Raw genomic sequence first — 20,695 nt, 5'->3', positions numbered from 1 at the left:
AATATGAATGCTTCTTTAGATATCCTTCCGTTAAGCAGTTGGATCAATACCGAAGGTAAGCCTTTGGTAATCGCCGGACCTTGCAGCGCAGAGACCGAGGAACAAATGTTAGAAACCGCAATCCAGATCAAAGAGGAAGGATTTGCGCACGTAATCCGTGCGGGAATTTGGAAACCGAGGACTCGTCCAGGAAGTTTTGAAGGCATGGGAGAAGCTGCTTTACCCTGGTTACAGGAAGTAAAGAAACAAACCGGAATGCCAGTTGCTGTTGAGGTTGCAAACCCTCAGCACATTGAATTAGCATTGAAATATGGCGTTGATATACTTTGGATCGGAGCGCGTACAACCGTGAACCCATTCAACGTTCAGGAGCTCGCGGACGCATTGAAAGGCATTGATGTTCCTGTTTTGGTAAAAAACCCTGTAAACCCGGATTTGCAATTGTGGATCGGTGCTTTGGAGCGTTTGAATCAGGCTGGCGTGAAAAAATTGGGTGCTATCCACCGCGGATTTTCTAATGCGCAGGAAACGAAGTTCCGTAACTCCCCAATGTGGAACATTGCTATTGAGCTGAAAACACTTTTCCCTGAGCTGCCTGTAATCGGTGACCCAAGCCACATGGCCGGAAAACGTGCTTACTTATATGAATTGGCACAACGTGCACTGGATTTGAATTATGAAGGTCTGATCATCGAATCACACCGCGAGCCGGACAAAGCTTGGTCTGACGCTGCTCAGCAGTTGACGCCAGCAGCGCTTGGGCAAATGTTGCACGACCTGCACGTTCGTAAAGAGTCTTATGGCAGTGATTACCAATCACAATTGGAAATTATCCGCAGCAAAATTGACAACCTGGACCGTGAAATGCTTGAAACATTGGCAAACCGCATGGCATTGGTTGAAAAATTGGCTGAATACAAACGCGATAACAACGTTGCCGCTTACCAGGTCGACCGTTTCCGGGAAGTTTTGGAAACGCGCGCAGGATGGGGTAAGAGCATGAACCTGTATCCAAACCTTGTTGACGAGCTTTTCAAACTCGTTCACATGGAATCTATCCGCAAGCAAACTGAGGTGATGAACCAGGTGAATGTTTAGGATTTAATATAGCATAGCATAACGGCTGCCTCGCAAGAAGCAGCCGTTTTTGTTTTATTTATTTATATCAAATTCCCTTTTCCTTTAAAACGCTCTTAATCTCCCGCGCCCAGATTTCATAAGCCTTTTCATTCAAATGGGTCTTATCAACGGCAAACTCCGCCTTCAAGCCTGTGGAATCTGAAATGAAGCGGTTGAGATCAATGTAGGTTAGCCGGTGTTCCTCACAATATTTAATCAAAAATTGATTCAATAAATCCACTTCTGTTTTACTAATTGGATCATTCTGCTCGTAGACTGTCAATGTTACAACCGGGATAATATTGCTGGCCAATAATTTGTCAAGAATCGCTTTGTAAAACCCCTGCATTTTCGCCTGCGACACGCCGACTATAATGTCATTGATTCCACCTTTTACAAAACATATTTTAGGATGCAGGTCAATGACGTGGGTTTGGAGCAATTGCAGGAAATGATAAGTGGTCATGCCGGGAAGTCCACCATTCAAAACGTCGGTGCGGTCGAGTAGTGCGGTCCATTTTCCTTGTGCGGTGATGGAGTTGCCATACATAATGATGGCGGGATTTCCTTTAAACTGCACAAACCTCTGCATGATTTTGTCCCGATATATAAATGCAAATACGCTAATGGAAATGATTAAAATTGCATTAAACACCAACGAAATGATGAGCCATCTTTTCATGCCATTTCACCTAGGTTGAAGCAGCGGCGGCATCGGGCTTCGTAAAGGTCGGTTTCTCCTAACAAAACCCTTTCATTGGAAGAAGATAACCGATAAGAGTGTGAGGCCACTTCCCCGCAAACCATGCATATGGCGTGAACTTTTGTCACAAATTCGGCAATAGCCATGAGTTGCGGCATAGAGCCAAACGGTTTGCCCATATAATCCATATCAAGCCCCGCCACGATCACCCGCTTGCCCGAATCTGCCAGTAATGTGCATACTTCCACAATTTTTCCATCAAAGAATTGCGCTTCATCCAGTCCGACAACTTCGCAGTCTTCGGCCAGATCTATGATTTCAATGGATGTTTGTACAGGAATCGAGCGGATCGAATTGTCGTTGTGTGAAACAATGTTCTCATCATGATAGCGTTTATCCAACGCTGGCTTGAAAATCTGTATCCGCTGCCGTGCTATTTTGGCGCGGTTCAGTCTGCGGATGAGTTCCTCCGTTTTTCCGGAAAACATTGATCCACAGATTACTTCAATCCAGCCGGTTTTGGGATTCTGATTTTCTTTCTTATGCGACGGTTCTAGGAACATGTTTGACGTAATACTGGACTGCTGAAAAGGCAAATTTCTTTATCTTTACAAATCAAGCACATTTTTTTTAAACACAGCCGTTATCAAAAGCTCTTATTCGTTATGCCGGATAATTTGAATTCAATTGCACTCAACCAATACGCTGCCAGGTTCACCACGACTATTTTAAATGAGGTGTACCGGGACCAGGATACGATCTCCGGAGCCGGATTATTGAAGCTCACACCTGTGAGGCAGGTTAACCTCGGAATTTTAAACAGATTATTTGAAGCCTGGAAAAGTAATGCGCAGCAGTTTCGCAGCCCTTACTTCGACTTTGATAATGACGAGGTTAAACAGGCGCTGGAAGATTTTATGAACACGGCTTCACAACACATTGCTGTGAAACGTGCCGATCTTGAACCGCTTTTGTCAGATTCGGTGAAAGATGCCTTGAAATTATTGCTTGCGCCTGAAAGCTATATGGAGGATAAAATAAGGGAAAAGCAAGATGCGGAATTTACGCATGAAAAGGCCGAACATCTTGTGAAATACACCCACATTCACCGCGGATTAGCGGAGGCAATGTTAGGCCGACTTACCGACAGCGGTTCGGACTCGGTGTATCAGACGCAGGCAGTGAGCTGGTTATATGAATTGAAAGGGAATCCAGACCTGATCGATGATTTGGATCCTTATCTGCTTCAGTTCTCCGAAATTTTCCCGTTGAATTTATCCGACCTTAGAATTTCTGAAAGCGGCAAGACAACTTCGACAAGCGGCAGAAATGAGTCGAGATCGTTTTTTGATTCAGCCTTTACCGAATTAGATACGCCAGCTAAACCTGCACCACCCCGCGCTGAGCCAGCTTCGGCGGTTATTGGTGAAATAATAGCAAAAACCAACTCTACCGAAAAAGAATCGCTTAACAACCGCTATAAAGTGGAGCTTCCAATGCACGATGACGATAAGTCATACGGAAATGTGGCTGTAAAAGTCGAAAGCATTGCAGGCTCTATTCCTTTGGGGCAGCGTTTTATGTTTGTCAACCAGCTTTTTAACAAAAATAGCGAGCATTTCGATAAAGCTGTTTATGAGCTGGATACGATGAAGAGTTTTGAAGAGGCACAAAATTTGATCTGGCATCGTTATGCGTCCAAATATGCATGGGATGTGAATGGTGAAGCGGTTACTGCGCTGCTGGCCATTGTAAAACGCAAATTCTCAAATCAATAAGCATTTATATCAATTGAAGGAACTGCTCACGAGCGTTTTGCAAAGCCTGCAAATCCAGATTGAGCAGTTCCTTTTTTTCTTTTGCAAAAGCCACCAGATTTTCGGTCGGCATATTTCCTACCAACTCGTCCTGCGCCATGGGACAACCGCCGTAACCCAGCATTGCGCCATCAAAACGCCGACAGCCTGCTTCATACGCAGCTAAAACCTTCTCCTGCCATTGATCTGGTGTGGTATGAAAATGCGCCCCGAATTCAAGATCAGGTCGGAGTGCTAACATATGTGAAAATACATTCCTGATGTCGCCTTCCTTCGCTATACCCACAGTATCCGCCAGGGAAAATGTGCGGATGCCAAATTGAGCCAGCTTTTCAATGTTCTCAAACACAATTTCAGCATTCCAAGCGTCTCCATATGGATTTCCGAAACCCATTGAAATATAAATAACAAGCGCTTTGCCATTGTTTTCGGCTAAGGCTGCGATGTGCTTTACCCTTTCCAGAGATTCTGCAATGGTGGAATTGGCATTACGGATCTGAAAAGTTTCGGAAATTGAAAAAGGATAGCCAATGTCGGTAATTTGAGAAAACTGGCATGCAGCGGCTGCTCCACGTTCGTTAGCGACGATAGCAAGCAGTTTTGTAGCTGAACCTGCAATGTTCAGCTGGCCGATCAACTCAGCCGTGTCGCTAACCTGCGGCATGGCTTTGGCAGAAACAAAACTCCCAAAATCAATGGTGTCAAACCCAACTTGAAGCAGCTGGTTAATGTAATATGCTTTTTTCTCCGTAGGAATAAAGCGATGAACACCCTGCCAGGCATCACGCGGACATTCGATGATTTTCAAGGTTCAATGAGTGAATGAGTGAATGAGTGAATGACTGAATGAGCGGGCGCCGATGCGCTGAATGATTGAATGAGTGAATGAGTGAATGAGTGAATGGCTGCGGGAATGAGTGATTAAATTAATGCCTTATTGCGTGATCATGAACGAGTTAGGAGTGAGTGAATCCTTTTTTAACAGATATTCACTCATTCAGCGCAACGACGCCCGCTCATTCACTCATTCACTCATTATCTCAATATCGGCGCCAGGTCTTTTTCGTTTTCCTTCAGCCAGGCTGTGATGTCTTCTACGATTTGGCGGATGCCGATTTCTGGTTTCCAGCCGGTGAGCGCCGTTACTTTTGTATTGTCCGTTACGTAAAGTCTGATGTCTGCGGTGCGGTTTTCGGGAACGACTTTGATCGGGATTGTTTTGCCGGTCACTTCCTGACAGATTTTTGTCAGTTCCTGCAGAGAAGCACTGCTTTCCAGTCCGCCGCCTGCATTCAGGATTTCTCCATTTACTTTTTCAAGGTTGTGCAACTGCCAGTCGATCAATCGATAAAGGTCTGCCACGTGCAACATATCGCGGATCTGCTTGCCAGTTCCTCCGTAGCCAAAGTAACCCAACTGTTGCTCAAAATAATGTTTCGCGATCCAAAGTACCATCACGCCCTGGTCCACTTTGCCCATTTGCCACGGACCGGTGATCACGCCGCAGCGGTTGATGACCGTTTTCAGGTTATAAAATTCATTGTATTCCTGAATGATCAGCTCAGAAGCCAGCTTCGTGGTTCCATATAAAGAACGCGCCCCGTTCAACGGGAAATCTTCGGCAATCCCTTTGGAGGAAACACCTGCAACCGGCTGCTCGTCCGATAATGCAAATCGGGTCGGTTCTTCAACGAAGTTTAATGTCTCAATGGTCTTAATCGGATAAACCCGGCTCGTGGAAAGGAAAATAAAGCCAGCCTTATGCTTCAATGCATAATTAAGGCAGTTAATAGTCCCGACCAGATTAGTATTTATCAGATAATCGGGTGTTCCATCCAGGCCAGCCAAAACAGAAGGTTCCGCAGACGCCTCAATGACAACATCAACGGCGGGAACAGAGTCAAAATCCTCCTTGTTCCTGATATCGCCATGCACAAATTCCACGCCATGTGCTTTCAGTCTGCTCAAATTCAATTCGGAACCTCTGCGTTTGAGGTTATCCAATGCATAAACCTGATAATCAGGATAATTAATTTTGAGGTTTATGGCTAATGCGGAGCCCACGAAACCGGCACCTCCGGTAATTAAAATTTTCATAAAGCGATTTTATTAGTAAGCATAAAGTGTGGATGTAAACTGCTTCCAAAGTTAGGAGATTCCATAAGAACGGTTAAGCATGCCAAGAATATTTATATTTAAAACTTGTTATGTTTAATTCAAAAATCCTAATTAAATTAAATAATTTTGAAATGAAGTATGTAACTTATGTCCACATCTTTAATTACATATTTCCCTACTGCAACAAGTCAATAACAAACCTTCGTAACTAATAAAAATCTCGCGATACATGCGTATTTGTACTCTTGTTATTTTCTTTTTTTTAGGTCTCACATTCATGTCATTCGGGCAGGAGGTTGCTGCATCCGGGCCTTCAAAGGAAACTGCATTTCCGATAGCCCTGTACAAAGCGGCCACGAGCCAGTCGCAGAACCTGTACAATGGCCGGCAATATTACGTTTACGACAACCGGTCGGAAGAACACCAGTTTTTTGAATTTAGAAAATGGCATAATGGTGTGCTCATGTACGATGGCCAGCGCTTTGACAGCATTCCTATGCTTTACGATATATTCAAGGATGAGGTCATTATCAAGCATTTCAATGGAGACCATATCCTGCTGCAATCTGAAAAAATCGATTATTTCTATGTAGATAATCACACATTTGAGCGATTGGAAGCGGGAAAGCATATTAACGAGCAAATGCGCACCGGCTTTTACGATGTTTTGTACAATGGCAAAACGAGGACGATTGTGAGGAGAGTTAAACAGCGCCAGGAGAAGATTGTGGATAAAATGGTGATCGCACTGTATCCGCAGAAAAACAACATTTTCGTGAAAAAAGGCGACCGCTATTATGGTGTAGGCTCCAAGAAATCAGCATTAAATCTGTTTCCTGAATACAAAAGGGAGCTTCGGAAAGTGCTGAAAGATCAAAAAATCAAATTTAGAAAGAACCGCGAAGTTGCTATTGTAACCATTGTCGAAACCTACGACAAACTAGCCAGACCATGAAGATACTTTTACCCTTTTTTATCTTGTTCAGCGTTGTTTTATTTTCCAGGGGTGCAAGCGCGCAAGCTACGCAGGAGAAGAAAATCACAATGCGCCTCGACTCGGCACGCTTCAACGATTTCGTGAAGCAGGTTGAAAGTCAGACAGGTTACTATTTTTATTATGACGCTTCTAAATTCGACAGTCTCACGCTCGATCTGGATGTAAAAGACCTTGCAATCCGTGACGTGCTGGATCAGGTTTTCAAGGGGTCCGAATTTGAATACTCCATTGATGCGCAAAAGCGGATTTACATTACACAGGGTCAAAGGATCATTACGCAACTTGTGCCCGGCCTTTTCGAGCCAGATCTGGCGGGTGATAACGGCAGCATTGCCTACTCCGGGCCGGAAAATGATGCTAAAGAAAAACTGCTTTCCACCGCAGAAAGTAAATTACATGAGATTGGGATTAAAAAACACCGCATAACGGCTGGAAATTCGACGATAACGGGTTACGTGCGCAATGCGGTCACCGGCGAGCCTGTGATCGGTGCGGCAGTTTTCATTACTTCACCTTCAATCGGGGTTACAACAGATGCGCTGGGCCTGTATGCCCTCACAATCCCGCGCGGAAAGCAAATTGTGCGAATAAAAAGCACAGGGATGCGCGAAACGCAACGCCAGGTAATGCTTTATTCGGACGGAAAGCTAGACATTGAGATGCGTGAAAGCGTAATCGCGTTAAAGGAAGTTTCGGTGAAGGCCGGAATGGACAAAAACGTGGTCGGAACGCAGATGGGAACGGTTAAGCTGACTATTAAAAACCTGAAACAGGTGCCTACTGTATTTGGCGAGACCGATTTGCTTCGTACGGTGCTTACATTGCCGGGTATCAAGTCAGTGGGTGAAAATAGCACGGGACTTAATGTTCGCGGTGGTTCCACGGACCAGAATCTGATCCAGTATAATGATGCCGTTATCTACAATCCGTCTCACCTTTTCGGGTTTTTCTCGGCATTTAATCCTGATGTGCTGAAAGATGTAGAGCTTTACAAAAGCACGATCCCGGCAAAATTCGGCGGAAGGTTGGCGTCGGTCCTGGATATCAGCAGCCGCGATGGTAATAAGAAAAAATTTGTTGCTTCCGGTGGCATTGGCCTCATCACCGGCCGGTTAACATTGGAAGGGCCATTGGTTAAAGATAAAACATCCTTTTTACTAGGCGGCCGCTCCACTTATTCAAGTTGGCTGATCAAGACATTGGATAACGAGAATTTCAACAAAAGTTCGGCGTCTTTTTACGATGTGAACCTGCACATTAGTCACGAGATCAACGAAAAGAACAGTTTATTCCTCACCGGATACATAAGCGACGACCGTTTCAGGCTTTACGGCGACACACTTTACACTTATCAAAACCAGCTGGCATCTTTGAAATGGAAGCACACATTTAACAACAGGTTATACAGTGTTTTCACAGCTGCGCATACCAAGTATCAGTATGCTATGGGCGCTGCAGGCTTGCCGCTCAATTCCTTTGACCTGAAATTCGACATTAACCAATCCAATTTTAAAGCAGACCTCAGTTATGTGCTGCACCCGAAACACACACTGGATTTTGGTTTAAGCACAATTTATTACAAACTGCACCCCGGATCGTTCCAGCCGAAGGGACCCGAATCATTGATCATCCCCGATGAGCTTGAACCGGAACAAGGCACAGAAAGTGCCATTTATATTGAGGATAAATTTGAGGTTAATCCAAGGCTGTCAATCACGGCTGGGCTCCGCTATTCTTATTATCAGTATTTGGGTCCCAGAAGTGTGAATACATATGTTCCCGGGCTTCCCATTGAATATATTTACCAGAATGGCGTGAAGGAATATGGCTCCGGCAAGAAGATCAAGTCCTATGGCGGTCCCGAATATCGTGCTTCTATCCGATACAGCGTTTTTGATAACCTCTCACTGAAAGTAAGTTACAACACACTGCGCCAGTATATCCACTTGCTAACCAACACCATGACTGTCTCACCGACGGATATCTGGAAGTTGAGCGACAACTATGTGAAGCCTCAGATCGGCGACCAGATTTCCGTGGGGTTATACCGGAATTTCAGAGGAAATAAGATAGAAGTATCATTGGAAGGTTATTACAAAAACATTCAGAACTTCCTGGATTACAAAGGCGGGGATTCGCTGATCATGAACCACAATATAGAAGCCGCTGTGCTGAACACCAAAGCCAAAGCTTACGGGATTGAATTCATGATTAAAAAAATGACCGGCAAGCTGAATGGCTGGCTTGGTTACACTTATGCAAGAACCTTGCTGCGCGCCATTGACCGTGAATCTCCGGACGCACCCAACGATGGTAATTTTTACCCAAGTAATTATGACAAGCCGCATGATTTTACATTGATCTCCAACTATCGGTTCTCGCACCGTCTCAGCTTTTCATTCAATTTCACATACAGCACAGGACGACCTTACACGCCGCCGATCGGGAAATACATGATCGATGGCGCTCAGCGGGTTTATTATGCGGACAGGAACCAGTTCAGGATCCCGGATTATTATCGGACAGACGTTTCACTGAACATTGAGGGCAATCACAGGATCAAAAAGCTGGCGCACAGCTCATGGACGCTGGCAGTTTACAACGTATTAGGCAGGAAGAACCCCACCTCGGTTTATTTCCAGACTGTTGGCGGCAAGGTCAACGGTTACCAGCTTTCTATCTTCGGACAGCCTATTCCGACCATCACTTATAATTTTAGATTCTGACATGGTTGAACGGAAATGGTATTCTGTTGAAAAAATGCATTGTGGCTGTCAGGTGATGATTTTTCTGGCATTGACCCTGGTTATATATGGCTGTATAGAGCCGTTTTCTCCGCCTGAAGTCAACAATACGGAGCGCTTTCTGGTTGTGGACGGGTTCCTGAATGTGGGCAGCGACACCAGCCGGATCACATTGCGGAACACGCAAAATACAAACGACGACACCCGTCCCATTACGGAAGGCGGCGCGCGGATTTCAGCGGAAGCAGAAAGTGGTGAAACGTATAATTTTGAAGAAAAGGGTGAAGGCGTTTATGTGTTACCCCCTGTTAATTTCAATATGACAACGAAATATCGTCTCCACATTCGGCGGTCGAACGGTAGTGAATATTTCTCAGAATATGTGTCGGTAACCAAAACACCGCCTATCGACAGCCTGACCTATAAGCTGGATACGGACAGAAATGCAATGCTCATTTATGTGAACACGCATGATCCTGCAAACAATACGAGATTTTACCGGTGGCGATTTGAAGAAACTTTTGAGTACAGGACTGCCTATTTTTCGGGCCTGGTGCGCGATCCCGAAACAGAATCCATCATTTCAAGGCGTGACAACATTAATACTTGCTGGAACACACTGGAATCCAAGGATATCAAACTGGGCTCAACCATTAAATTAAGCGAGGACATTATTAAGGATTTACCTGTCAATATCATTGATATTTCTACGAACAAGCTGTTTTTCAAATACAGCATTCTGGTAAGGCAATACGCATTGTCGAGGGAAGCATTTGAATACTGGACAGATCTGGCCAAAACCACACAAGGGACAGGAAGCCTTTTTGATCCGCAACCTTCGCAGGTGACGGGCAACATCAAGAACGCAGGGGACCCTAAGGAGCTTGTTTTTGGCTATTTCAGTGCTGTTAACGAAGAAAAGCAGCGTATTTTCCTGTCGCCCGCACTAGGCCGTTTTCCTACGTGCATTGCGCCCGACACACTCGAACCCGCAGATGCTTACAAGTCGTATGGCGTGCTCCTGAACTCCCTGATAGATGCGGCGGGAAGGACTTTTATTTTAAGCTCGTCCGAGGAATGTGCCGATTGCAGGTCGCAGGGAGGAACAACCACAAGACCATCGTTTTGGAAATGATATTTCAATGATCATATAATATTATGAAAAGGACTTTACTCTATTGCTGTATGTTGCTCTGCACCGCGTTTTCATCATACGCGCAGGACGATGCTATGGTGAAATCGATACAGCAGCGATTTGGGCTTTATACCGAAAGAGCATTGCAGGAAAAGATGTACGTTCATCTCGACCGGCCGCTGTATCTGATCGGAGAGACAATCTGGTTTAAAGCATACAACCTGAATGCAGCGACTCACAAATTTGTGGATGTGAGTAAAGTTGCCTACCTGGAAGTGATTGATAATGAAAACAATGCGTTGATCCAGACTAAATTTTCATTGGCCGAAGGCAAAGGGGATGGCTCCGTGCTGATCCCGGCCACCATTGCCAGCGGTAAGTATAAAGTGCGGTGCTATACCAACTGGATGAAGAATTACGGTCCGGAATATTTCTTCGAATCGTCCATATCGATTGTCAATCCATTTGTCCGCTTCGATCCGGATCGGCTGGCCAAAGAAGCTGATAAATATGACGTTCAGTTTTTCCCGGAGGGCGGTTATCTTGTGAAAGGAATTGAGAGCAAAGTCGCATTCCGCGCCATTGGGAAGGAAGGCGTTGGTGTAAATTTTACAGGTGAAATTGTGAACGGCCAAAATGAAAGCGTTGGGAAATTTCAGCCTGAAAAGAATGGAATCGGATTTTTTTACATTGAAACCTGAACCTGGCGTCACTTACAACGCTATAATCAAGGATAGCAAAGGGCAGTCATACACATTCCCATTGCCCAAAACAGAAGAACTGGGTTACGTGATGCAGCTGAAAGACTCAACAAGTAACCTTCTGAAAATTACAGTGACCACGGCCATTGTCAGCGACGAGCCCGTTCCCATTTATCTGATGAGCCACACCCGTCAGCTTAATACATTCGTAGACAGGAAATATTTAAAAAACAATAAGGCAGTTTTCACATTGGATAAATCGCAGTTGGGCGAAGGAATATCACACATTACGATTTTCAATGAGAAGCTGAAACCACTTTGCGAAAGGCTTTACTTCAAAAGGCCGACGAAGGAGCTTGCGATCGAAGCAACGGTTAAGAATGCATTTGTGACACGCGAAAAAGTAAATATGGATATTTCTGCCGCTGTCTCATCCGCATCAGAAATGGCTAATCTGTCGGTTGCGATTTACCTTACGGACTCCATCGTCACACAACCTCAAACAGACATCCGCAGTCATTTATGGCTCTCATCGGATTTGAAAGGCAGCGTGGAATCTCCTGAATATTATTTTTCCAGCGTGAATGTGGATACGGACCGGCAACTGGACAACCTCATGCTCACGCACGGCTGGCGCAGGTTTAAGTGGGAAAATGTGTTTGTTAGTCAGGCTACTCCCTTTGAATTCCTCCCCGAGTTTGATGGCCATTTTATCAACGGAAAGGTTGTTAACAAGGCCGACGGCTCCCCGGCAAAAGGCATTGACACTTATCTGGCCGCCCTCGATGTCCCTGCGCGCCTGTATGTTGCCCAAAGTGACCAGGCAGGAAATGTGATGTACGAGGCCAGGAAGTTCACGGGGCCGAAAGAGATTACATTGCAGACCAATCTTAATGTTGATTCCACTTACCGCATTGAAATTGCCAGTCCATTTGTAAAACAGTTTGCTACACGGCCCATTGCTCCATTCGTTTTCAGCAAAGCCTGGGAAAATCAGTTGCTGAACCGGACCATTAACATGCAGACGGCGAATGTTTTCTTACCGCCGGTCATGGCCGAGCGGAAGGCAACATTAGCTGATTCTGTCGCATTTTTCGGGGTGCCGGATGAGAAATATTTCCTGGATGATTTCACCCGTTTCCCAACCATGGAAGAGGTTTTGAGAGAATATGTTCGCGGCGTGCTTGTCAGAAAAAGGCAGAAAGAATTTCATTTCCGGTTGGTTGATAAGCTGCTTCCAAACACTTTCTACACCACCGATCCGCTGATGCTGCTGGATGGGATACCGGTTTTTAATACGGACAAGATTATGGAATTAGATCCTTTAAAAGTCAAAAAAATAGAGGTCCTGAGCTCCCGATATTTCCTGGGCCCGATGACTTTTACCGGGATTGTAAGCTTTTCAACCTATCGCAACGATCTGGCAGGTTATGAGCTGGACCCCAAAGTAATGGTAATGCCGTATGAAGGTTTGCAGGTTCAACGGGAATTTTACTCGCCGCGATACGATAAAGGCAATGCTGAAAGCCGTATCCCGGATTTTAGGAATCTGCTGCATTGGGCACCCAACATGACCACCGACGCTTCGGGAAAAGCGAACCTGGGCTTTTACACATCCGATCAAACCGGACGCTACCAGGTCGTAATTGAGGGAATTACGCCTTCTGGCGTTTCGGGAAGTAAAATACTTTCCTTTACTGTGGGTAAAAGCAGCCTTTGATCAAATATAAAATTCCGACGTGTGCTTGATCTCTTTGAGCACAAAAGTACTGTTTAAGACCCCAATGTTGTCGATCTTGGACAGCTTGTATTTTACAAAGTCATGGTAATCGTCGAGGCTGGCAACATTGATTTTAAGTAAAAAATCAACTTGTCCGGCCATGTGGTAACATTCCTGGACTTCCTGCAAATTCTGAATTTCCTGCTCGAATTTTTCGATAAACGCCTCGTTATGATAACGCATGGAGACCTGGCAAATGGTCGTAACCTGGCGGTTGATGAGTTTTTTATCCAGGATTGCCACATATTGTTTGATATAACCTAAACTCTCCAGCCTGCGTATGCGCTCATAAATCGGCGATACGGTCAGGTTTAGCATGGTGGCAATTTCTTTTGTCGTCTTCTTTGCGTCTTTCTGCAATATGCGCAGGATCTTGGTATCAATTTTGTCCAACTGTTCCATGGTGCAATAATATTTACTGTAAGCAATAACCCAACCGATGTTTAAAAGTAATATATTCTTTAAATATTCAATAGTGCAGGAACATTTCCTGTGAATGAGTTGAAAGGTTGAAATAATTATCAGATTGAGGGAAATTGCAAGTGATTAATGCTTTATTAAAACAGGCTTGTAATGAAATCGGAATGCATATTGGTGATCGGTGCGAACGGACAAATCGGTTCGGTTCTGGTCGAATATTTGAGAGAGATTTATGGAGCTGAAAAAGTGGTCGCGTCGGACATTCGTTTGCCCGAATTAGAGACAGGGATTTTTGAAAAACTGGATGCAACCGATGGCAGTGCTTTGGCAGCATTGGTAAAAAAATATAGGGTTACGCAAATTTATCACCTGGCCGCGATCCTGTCTGCGAAAGGCGAGCAGGAACCGTTAAAAACGTGGCATATCAACATGCAAACGTATTTTAATGTGCTGGAAGCAGCGCGGGAAAACAATGTTGCGAAGATCTTTTATCCGAGTTCCATCGCCGTATTCGGTGATCATGTGGATACAATGGCAGAGCAATGGTCCTATCTCGATCCTGCGACGGTTTATGGGATTAGCAAAGCAGCTGGTGAAAACTGGTCCAATTATTATTTTCAGCGATATGGAATGGACATTCGTTCGCTGAGATATCCCGGCATCATTGGTTACCAATCTATGCCAGGCGGCGGTACAACGGATTACGCCGTCGATATTTACCATAAAGGTGTGCAAGGTGAAGCATTTGAATGTTTCCTAAAAGCCGACACGACGCTTCCAATGATCTACATCAGCGACGCTATGGATGCGACGGTGCGATTAATGGAAGCACCAAAGGATAAAATTTCGGTGCGAACGAGTTACAATCTGGCCGGAATCAGTTTTTCTCCCGAAGAAGTGGCGTTAAGCATTCAGAAAATAATCCCGGATTTTAAGATCGCCTATAAGCCCGATTTTCGCCAGAAAATTGCTGAATCCTGGCCTGCGCATATTGATGATGCGCAAGCCAGAAAAGATTGGGGCTGGCGTCCGGCCTACAATCTGGATAAAATGACAGAGGAAATGATCTCTGAATTGAAGAAGAAATACCAATCGGTAAAAAGCTAAAAAGCAGTCACTAGCAACATTAAAAATCCAATTCATGAACACAACCATTCAGCAAGAACTGCACGAGGAACTGGAGGCCATTAAGGCGGCTGGTTTATATAAAAAAGAAAGGGTTATCACCACTCCGCAGGCGGCTCAGATCGCGACCGACGGAAAAGACGTGCTGAACTTCTGCGCTAATAATTATTTGGGACTTTCATCCCATCCCGAGGTGATTAAGGCAGGGATTGAAGCCATTAATACACATGGGTTCGGCATGTCATCAGTTCGCTTTATATGCGGAACGCAGGACATTCATAAGGAACTGGAAGCCAAAACTGCCGCTTTTTTAGGGATGGAAGACTGCATTCTTTATGCAGCAGCATTTGACGCAAATGGAGGCGTTTTTGAACCATTATTAAATGAAAAAGACGCCATCATCTCCGACGAACTAAATCACGCTTCATTGATAGACGGCATCAGGTTGTGCAAGGCGAAACGTTTTCGATACAAGCACAATGATATGGCGGATCTGGAACAGCAACTGAAAGATGCAGCCGGAAGCCGCCGTATCCTGATCGTCACCGACGGCGTTTTCTCCATGGACGGCACCATTGCGCAACTCGACAAGATTTGCGACCTGGCCGAGGCTAACAACGCAATGGTCATGATCGATGAATGTCACGCATCTGGTTTCATGGGCAAAACCGGCCGCGGATCACATGAGTTCCGGAATGTAATGGGCCGTATTGACATTATTACAGGCACTTATGGAAAGGCATTAGGAGGCGCTTCTGGGGGCTTTACCGCTGCAAAAAAGGAAATCGTTGAAATCCTTCGCCAGCGTTCAAGGCCTTATCTTTTCTCCAACACCCTTGCCCCGTCCATTGTCGGTGCTTCCATCAAAGTGCTGGATTTGCTCTCATCATCCACCGCATTGCGCGATAAGCTCGAAAAAAACACGGCTTACTTCCGCAAAGCCATGACAGAGGCTGGATTTGATATCTTGCCGGGAGAGCATCCTATTGTGCCCATCATGCTTTACGATGCGAAACTTGCGCAGGAATTTGCCTCGAAATTGTTAGAAGAAGGCATTTACGTGATCGGGTTCTTTTATCCCGTCGTGCCCCAAGGCAAAGCACGCATCCGCGTACAAATCTCCGCTGGCCACGAGCAGGAACATTTGGAGAAAGCCGTGGAGGCATTCACGAAGGTCGGGAAGCAGCTTGGGGTAATTTGAAATTGTTGCACAGAACAGCATTTGTCAGCCTGAGCGGCTAAGACCCTTGTCAGCCTGAGCGGAGTCGAAGGCACGTTACCAAGGAGTGGCGTGCCTTCGACTCCGCTCAGGCTGACAAGTTGCTTGTACGACTATCAATTAGTCGGCTCCTGCTCCAACAGCTGCGTCTCCACATGCAGTGATTGCAGCGTGGCGTTACCATACTGCGTTACCATCGCAACGTCTGCCGCATCGCGGCCGTGAGCGATCTCAATTCTATATCCACCTGTTTTTTCCTGTACGGCATCGAATGTATACCATTCTCCACCGATATAAACGTCGAACCATGCATGCAGGTCCATTACTTTAAGTCTGTCCAGATACCCGACCGTCATCCGCGCCGGAATGCATAAGTTTCGGCATAATGCAATGGCCAGGTGCGTAAAGTCGCGGCATACACCAATGCGGTTACGTGCAACATCAAGCGCTGTCGTGCTGGAATCGGTTACGCCGTATTGATATTTTACATTTTGATGGATCCAAGTACGGATTGCTTCAACTTGCTCATATCCGGGTGTAAGATTGCCTGCAATGTTCATTACAAGCATGTTAATTTCATGCAAATCTGACTCACAATAACGGCTTGGCAGAATGTAATGCATTACTTCGTCGGGCAGATCGCCCACCAGTATGAATGTTGGTGTCGGGGTTGGGATGGGCTTTGTTACACTTACCTGCGCCTGGACTTCTGTGGAAATGGTCACCTTGCCAACAGGTAAAATTGTCCGCTGGCACGGATTGCCATATATGTCGGTATATTCTGAAAATGGAACCGGTGGTTCTATGTTGAAACCTTCCTGAATGATGGACTGGCCTTCTTGTCTGCGGGGGCGTAACATGGTGGTTACTGTGGTGGGCGCATACACGTCATACGTGAATATGCTTCTTCCCTTCATTTTCATCTATGAGTCGATTTAATATATTTGGTAAATGTTATGACAACGAGTTAGTTAAAAATTACGTGCCATTATTTGGGATAAACATCCATTACGGTCTGAATTAAAACATTTTAATGGACGTTTGTATGTCAGGAATATTAATTTTAAGTTAATAATAGGCCAATGGCCAGCTTTGTAGAATTTAAATTTTTCGCCTATGTCAGTTACAAAATGGATTGTAGACCCCGTTCATTCAGAAGTTCAGTTCAAGATCAAGCATTTAGTGATTTCCACTATTACAGGCTCCTTTAATAATTTTGAAGGAGGCGCCACGTCGGATCTGAACAATTTTGAAAATGCTGAAATTCACTTCTCCCTGGACGTTAAGAGTATTGATACTAAGGTCGATATGCGTGACGCCCATTTAAGGTCCGCCGATTTTTTCGACGCTGAGCAATTCCCGCACATTACTTTTCAGTCGAATTATTTTCATAAGGTGAAGGGTGATAATTACAAGCTTTCAGGTTTGCTGACATTGAAAGGCATCACCAAACCCATCGAACTTGATGCCGAATACGGAGGATCGGAGCGGGACGAGAACGGTAATATCAAGATCGGCTTCGAGGTGGAAGGCAGGATCAGCCGACAGGAATTTGGCCTTAATTACATGCAATTGACAGATTCAGGTGGTTTGGTGATTGGCGAGGACGTAAAGCTGATCGCTAATATTCAGTTGGTTAAGCAATCATAAAACGCAATATTTGCCCGGTCTGTCCGGGCCGGAGCCCGACATAAGCCTTAAAGGAATGTCGGGCTTTTTCATAATGAGGATAAATCGTACGTTTATTCCTTTTGCATACTGGCAACCTAACCTCCCACATTTGTTTAAATGAGATTCCTACGATTTTTCCTGCGCGTCATCGGGGTGATCCTGCTGCTTTTGATACTGGCTATTTCCACGATGATCACAACCCCGGACAACACACCTTATAAAGAAATGCCTTATTACGGGCAATGGAAAAAACAAATAAGCAGTCTCAAAAAGGATACAGCCGGCGCCACAGGGCATTTACAGGCAGGCTGGGCCAAAGTGAACATTACACCGCCATCACCCACGCCAACAGCAGGTTATGGAAAACGGAAAGGCGCTTTATACACCGCTGTTCACGATTCGGTTTATGTGCGGGCAATGGTGATTGATAATGGTGAGACACAAGCCGCCATCATCGCTGCGGATCTACTTATAATGCCGCCTACGGTAATCAAACTCCTGCAATCACGGCTCACTGAAAAGGAAATTCCGTTTGATCAAGTGTTTTTTGGCGCGACACATAGTCATAATAGTGTAGGTGGCTGGGGAACGGGCATTTCGTCTCTTTTCTTTTCCGGGAAATACAATCCTGAAACGGTTGAGCGCCTTGCGGACGCTATTTTCCAGGCGATTGTGCAGGCAAAGGCGAAGCTGGAGCCTGTGGAACTGACTTACATGGAAGCCATTGACACCGTTGACATTCGGAACCGTTTGGTAGGAGAGGAGGGAGAGGTTGACCCGGAAATCCGTTCCGCCGCATTCGTGACAAAGAGTGGTAAAAAAGCAATATTGAGCTCCTATGCTGCGCATTCAACGATTTTGAATTCTAAAAACATCGTTTTGTCCAGAGATTATCCGGGCATGCTGGTGGATTCACTTGAAAAAGGAAGGTACAATTTCGCCATGTACATGGCCGGCGCTGTCGGCAGCATGGGGCCGATTGAAAAAGGGTCGGATGATTTTGACGAGGTTAAAAATCAGGCTTATGGTGTTCAGAAGGCATTATTATCTGACTCAGCATGGAAGGTAAAATCAAAAGGCGCCCTATTGCAGGCATTCACATTGCCACTGCCCATGCGTGATCCATCGCCAAGGCTGACGATGAACATTAACCTGCGTTCCTGGGCATTCAAAAAGGCTTTCGGTGACTATCCCATCTTTGTAAAGGCATTGCGTGTCGGTAACATACTAATGGTGGGGATGCCTTGTGACTTTTCGGGTGAGCTGGTGGCGGGATTGGACGCATATGCCAAGACAAAAGGCCTTAACTTGCTGGTAACGAGCTTTAATGGTGGTTATATTGGGTACATTACCCATGATAAATATTACGATAAAGACCTTTACGAAACCAAAACCATGAGCTGGTATGGACCTTATAACGGTGCTTATCTGCAAGAGGTGATCAAAGATATTATTGATAAATTATCCTGAACTTCGAACATGAAAACACTGCTGTTAGGTTTACTCGTATTTCTAAGTATGCAATCTATGGCACAAACGCCTGTAAAAGTGGCCGTTGCCGGACTAAGCCACGGTCACGTCGGCTGGATTTTCAATCGTTCGGATAAAAAAGATATCGAGCTCGTGGGTATTTATGAAACCAATCCGGACCTGGTTAATCTGTTCATAAACAAATACAAGCTCGACAGAAAGCTCTTTTACACGGATTTAAACAAAATGCTGGAAGAAGCTAAACCGGAAGCGGTTTCGGCTTTTGGGGCAATAAATGAACATATTGCAATTGTACGCGCCTGTGCGCCCAGAAAAATCCACGTCATGGTGGAAAAACCGTTGGCAACAACTTTCGCCGACGCAAAGGAAATCCAGAAACTGGCGGATCAGAATGGCATTCAGGTGCTCACTAATTATGAAACCTCCTGGTACGCAAGCAACCAGCACGTTCGTGACCTGTTGGTGCAGGGGAAATTGGGAGAAATCAGGAAAGTAATGGTTAATGACGGCCATCAGGGACCAAAAGAAATTGGCGTGAGCAAAGAGTTTCTGGCTATTCTCGCTGACCCTGTAAAAAATGGAGCCGGCGCTTTGATCGATTTCGGCTGCTATGGCGCAAACCTCATGACCTGGCTTTTGAATGGCGAACGTCCGCTTTCGGTGACGGCGGTTACGCATCAGAATAAGCCTGAGATTTATAAGGAAGTCGACGATGAAGCATCCATTATTTTGCAATATCCGAAAGCGCAATGCATCATTCAGGGCTCGTGGAACTGGTCTTTTGCCCGAAAAGATATGGAAGTGTTTGGAAATAAGGGTTACGCGGTTGCTGTGAATGCGACCACGGTGCGCCAGCGCCTTTCAGAAAAAATGCCCGAGGAAACAATCAAACTCGATCCGCGTCCTGCGCCATTTACAGATCCGTTCTCCGTTTTGGCCGATGTGATCCAGGGCAGGTTGAAGCTTGAAAAAAATGACTTGTATGGATTGCCGGTGAATGTGACGGTTGTTGAAATATTAGAAACAGCAAAAGAGTCTGCAAAGTCCGGAAAAACCATTTATTTGAAGAAATAACCAAACATTAAGCATTTGGAACCACGTTCAGTTCGATTTTCACAAACCACCTTAACGGAACTCATGATTCCGTCTTACGCTAATTTTGGCGGAAAAATACATGGCGGCATCTTATTGTCGTTAATTGATAAGGTGGCTTATGCGTGTGCCGCGCGACACGCTGGCACCTATTGCGTGACGGTTTCGGTTGATGGCGTGGATTTTTTAGAGCCCGTAGAGGTGGGCGACCTGGTTTCGCTGCACGCATCCGTGAATTATGTAGGCAGGACTTCGCTGGTAATTGGCATCAGGGTGATTGCAGAGAATGTCAAAACCGGTTCTCAGCGGCATACAAATACTTCCTACGTGACCATGGTTGCAAAAGGAGATGATGATAAACCAACTGTTGTGCCTGAATTATTGCTTGAAAATGAGGACGATGCGCGCAGGTTCCTGGAAGCAATCAAACGCCGCGAATTGAAGGAGAATTATAAGGATGCATTTGATAACGCGAAAACGCGGATGGATGTGCAGGATAACTTGCATAAACTGTCGAAACAGCGTTGCGTAATTGGTTGGGAAACAGAAAAATAGGAGATAAC

At 45.3% G+C, this 20,695-nt stretch carries 19 protein-coding genes; 13 read left to right on the top strand and 6 right to left on the bottom strand.

The window, feature by feature from the left end; translation table 11 throughout:
• The first annotated feature begins 3 nt into the window (after window positions 1-3).
• Window positions 4-1,098: a chorismate mutase gene (locus MUK70_RS20165; RefSeq protein WP_234654885.1), complete on the top strand. Its 1,095-nt coding sequence runs from the start codon at window positions 4-6 to the stop codon at window positions 1,096-1,098.
• A 67-nt stretch (window positions 1,099-1,165) separates the two neighbouring features.
• On the opposite strand, the gene MUK70_RS20160 is transcribed toward MUK70_RS20165, so the two are convergent.
• Window positions 1,166-1,801, bottom strand: coding sequence for an SGNH/GDSL hydrolase family protein (locus tag MUK70_RS20160; RefSeq protein WP_234654884.1), 636 nt, complete (start codon window positions 1,799-1,801; stop codon window positions 1,166-1,168).
• Window positions 1,798-2,385, bottom strand: coding sequence for a thymidine kinase (locus MUK70_RS20155; RefSeq protein ID WP_234654883.1), 588 nt, complete (start codon window positions 2,383-2,385; stop codon window positions 1,798-1,800). The genes MUK70_RS20160 and MUK70_RS20155 overlap by 4 nt, the downstream gene beginning before the upstream one ends.
• Window positions 2,386-2,487: 102 nt before the next feature.
• On the opposite strand from MUK70_RS20155, the gene MUK70_RS20150 reads away from it, so the two are divergent.
• A complete protein-coding gene (locus MUK70_RS20150) occupies window positions 2,488-3,600 on the top strand; it encodes a DUF8457 domain-containing protein (RefSeq protein ID WP_234654882.1) in 1,113 nt (370 codons plus the stop codon).
• A 4-nt stretch (window positions 3,601-3,604) separates the two neighbouring features.
• On the opposite strand, the gene MUK70_RS20145 is transcribed toward MUK70_RS20150, so the two are convergent.
• The gene (locus MUK70_RS20145; protein ID WP_234654881.1) at window positions 3,605-4,447 is read right to left on the bottom strand and encodes a hydroxymethylglutaryl-CoA lyase; all 843 of its coding nucleotides are present in this window, start codon (window positions 4,445-4,447) and stop codon (window positions 3,605-3,607) included.
• 227 nt (window positions 4,448-4,674) lie between these two features.
• Window positions 4,675-5,736: an NAD-dependent epimerase/dehydratase family protein gene (locus MUK70_RS20140; RefSeq protein ID WP_234607797.1), complete on the bottom strand. Its 1,062-nt coding sequence runs from the start codon at window positions 5,734-5,736 to the stop codon at window positions 4,675-4,677.
• A 250-nt stretch (window positions 5,737-5,986) separates the two neighbouring features.
• On the opposite strand from MUK70_RS20140, the gene MUK70_RS20135 reads away from it, so the two are divergent.
• Genes MUK70_RS20135 through MUK70_RS20115 form a run of 5 tightly spaced genes read left to right on the top strand, consistent with a single transcriptional unit; the run spans window position 5,987 to window position 13,054 of the window.
• Window positions 5,987-6,712, top strand: a complete 726-nt coding sequence (locus MUK70_RS20135; RefSeq protein WP_234607796.1) for a hypothetical protein — start codon at window positions 5,987-5,989, stop codon at window positions 6,710-6,712.
• Window positions 6,709-9,480 (top strand): TonB-dependent receptor, encoded by a 2,772-nt coding sequence (locus MUK70_RS20130; protein ID WP_234607795.1) that lies wholly within the window; start codon window positions 6,709-6,711, stop codon window positions 9,478-9,480. Before MUK70_RS20135 ends, MUK70_RS20130 begins: the two co-directional genes overlap by 4 nt.
• Window position 9,481: 1 nt before the next feature.
• A complete protein-coding gene (locus tag MUK70_RS20125) occupies window positions 9,482-10,633 on the top strand; it encodes a DUF4249 domain-containing protein (RefSeq protein WP_234654880.1) in 1,152 nt (383 codons plus the stop codon).
• A 23-nt stretch (window positions 10,634-10,656) separates the two neighbouring features.
• The gene (locus MUK70_RS20120; RefSeq protein ID WP_244784483.1) at window positions 10,657-11,334 is read left to right on the top strand and encodes a hypothetical protein; all 678 of its coding nucleotides are present in this window, start codon (window positions 10,657-10,659) and stop codon (window positions 11,332-11,334) included.
• Window positions 11,303-13,054 carry a hypothetical protein gene (locus MUK70_RS20115; RefSeq protein WP_244784481.1) on the top strand — a complete coding sequence of 584 codons (1,752 nt, stop codon included), beginning with the start codon at window positions 11,303-11,305 and terminating at the stop codon, window positions 13,052-13,054. The genes MUK70_RS20120 and MUK70_RS20115 overlap by 32 nt, the downstream gene beginning before the upstream one ends.
• On the opposite strand, the gene MUK70_RS20110 is transcribed toward MUK70_RS20115, so the two are convergent.
• The gene (locus MUK70_RS20110) at window positions 13,055-13,516 is read right to left on the bottom strand and encodes an Lrp/AsnC family transcriptional regulator (RefSeq protein WP_234607792.1); all 462 of its coding nucleotides are present in this window, start codon (window positions 13,514-13,516) and stop codon (window positions 13,055-13,057) included.
• Between the two features lie 171 nt (window positions 13,517-13,687).
• On the opposite strand from MUK70_RS20110, the gene MUK70_RS20105 reads away from it, so the two are divergent.
• Entirely contained in the window at window positions 13,688-14,641 is a 954-nt protein-coding gene (locus tag MUK70_RS20105; RefSeq protein ID WP_234654878.1) for an NAD-dependent epimerase/dehydratase family protein, read from the top strand.
• Between the two features lie 34 nt (window positions 14,642-14,675).
• Window positions 14,676-15,860, top strand: a complete 1,185-nt coding sequence (gene kbl, locus MUK70_RS20100; RefSeq protein ID WP_234654877.1) for a glycine C-acetyltransferase — start codon at window positions 14,676-14,678, stop codon at window positions 15,858-15,860.
• Window positions 15,861-15,994: 134 nt separating this feature from the next.
• On the opposite strand, the gene MUK70_RS20095 is transcribed toward kbl, so the two are convergent.
• Window positions 15,995-16,801 carry a transglutaminase-like domain-containing protein gene (locus tag MUK70_RS20095; RefSeq protein ID WP_234654876.1) on the bottom strand — a complete coding sequence of 269 codons (807 nt, stop codon included), beginning with the start codon at window positions 16,799-16,801 and terminating at the stop codon, window positions 15,995-15,997.
• 193 nt (window positions 16,802-16,994) lie between these two features.
• Here MUK70_RS20095 and MUK70_RS20090 point away from each other — a divergent pair, with 193 nt between their 5' ends.
• From MUK70_RS20090 to MUK70_RS20075, 4 genes are all read left to right on the top strand, one after another.
• A complete protein-coding gene (locus MUK70_RS20090; protein WP_234654875.1) occupies window positions 16,995-17,528 on the top strand; it encodes a YceI family protein in 534 nt (177 codons plus the stop codon).
• Window positions 17,529-17,666: 138 nt separating this feature from the next.
• The gene (locus tag MUK70_RS20085) at window positions 17,667-19,019 is read left to right on the top strand and encodes a neutral/alkaline non-lysosomal ceramidase N-terminal domain-containing protein (protein WP_234654874.1); all 1,353 of its coding nucleotides are present in this window, start codon (window positions 17,667-17,669) and stop codon (window positions 19,017-19,019) included.
• Window positions 19,020-19,028: 9 nt separating this feature from the next.
• Window positions 19,029-20,114 (top strand): Gfo/Idh/MocA family protein, encoded by a 1,086-nt coding sequence (locus MUK70_RS20080; protein WP_234654873.1) that lies wholly within the window; start codon window positions 19,029-19,031, stop codon window positions 20,112-20,114.
• Window positions 20,115-20,177: 63 nt separating this feature from the next.
• Window positions 20,178-20,687, top strand: a complete 510-nt coding sequence (locus MUK70_RS20075; RefSeq protein WP_234654872.1) for an acyl-CoA thioesterase — start codon at window positions 20,178-20,180, stop codon at window positions 20,685-20,687.
• Window positions 20,688-20,695 lie beyond the last annotated feature (8 nt).

This window comes from Dyadobacter chenwenxiniae (genome assembly GCF_022869785.1).
Taxonomy (GTDB): Bacteria; Bacteroidota; Bacteroidia; order Cytophagales; family Spirosomataceae; genus Dyadobacter; species Dyadobacter chenwenxiniae.
Note: the sequence above shows the minus strand (reverse complement) of the source record. Positions and strands in the feature narration are given on the sequence as shown.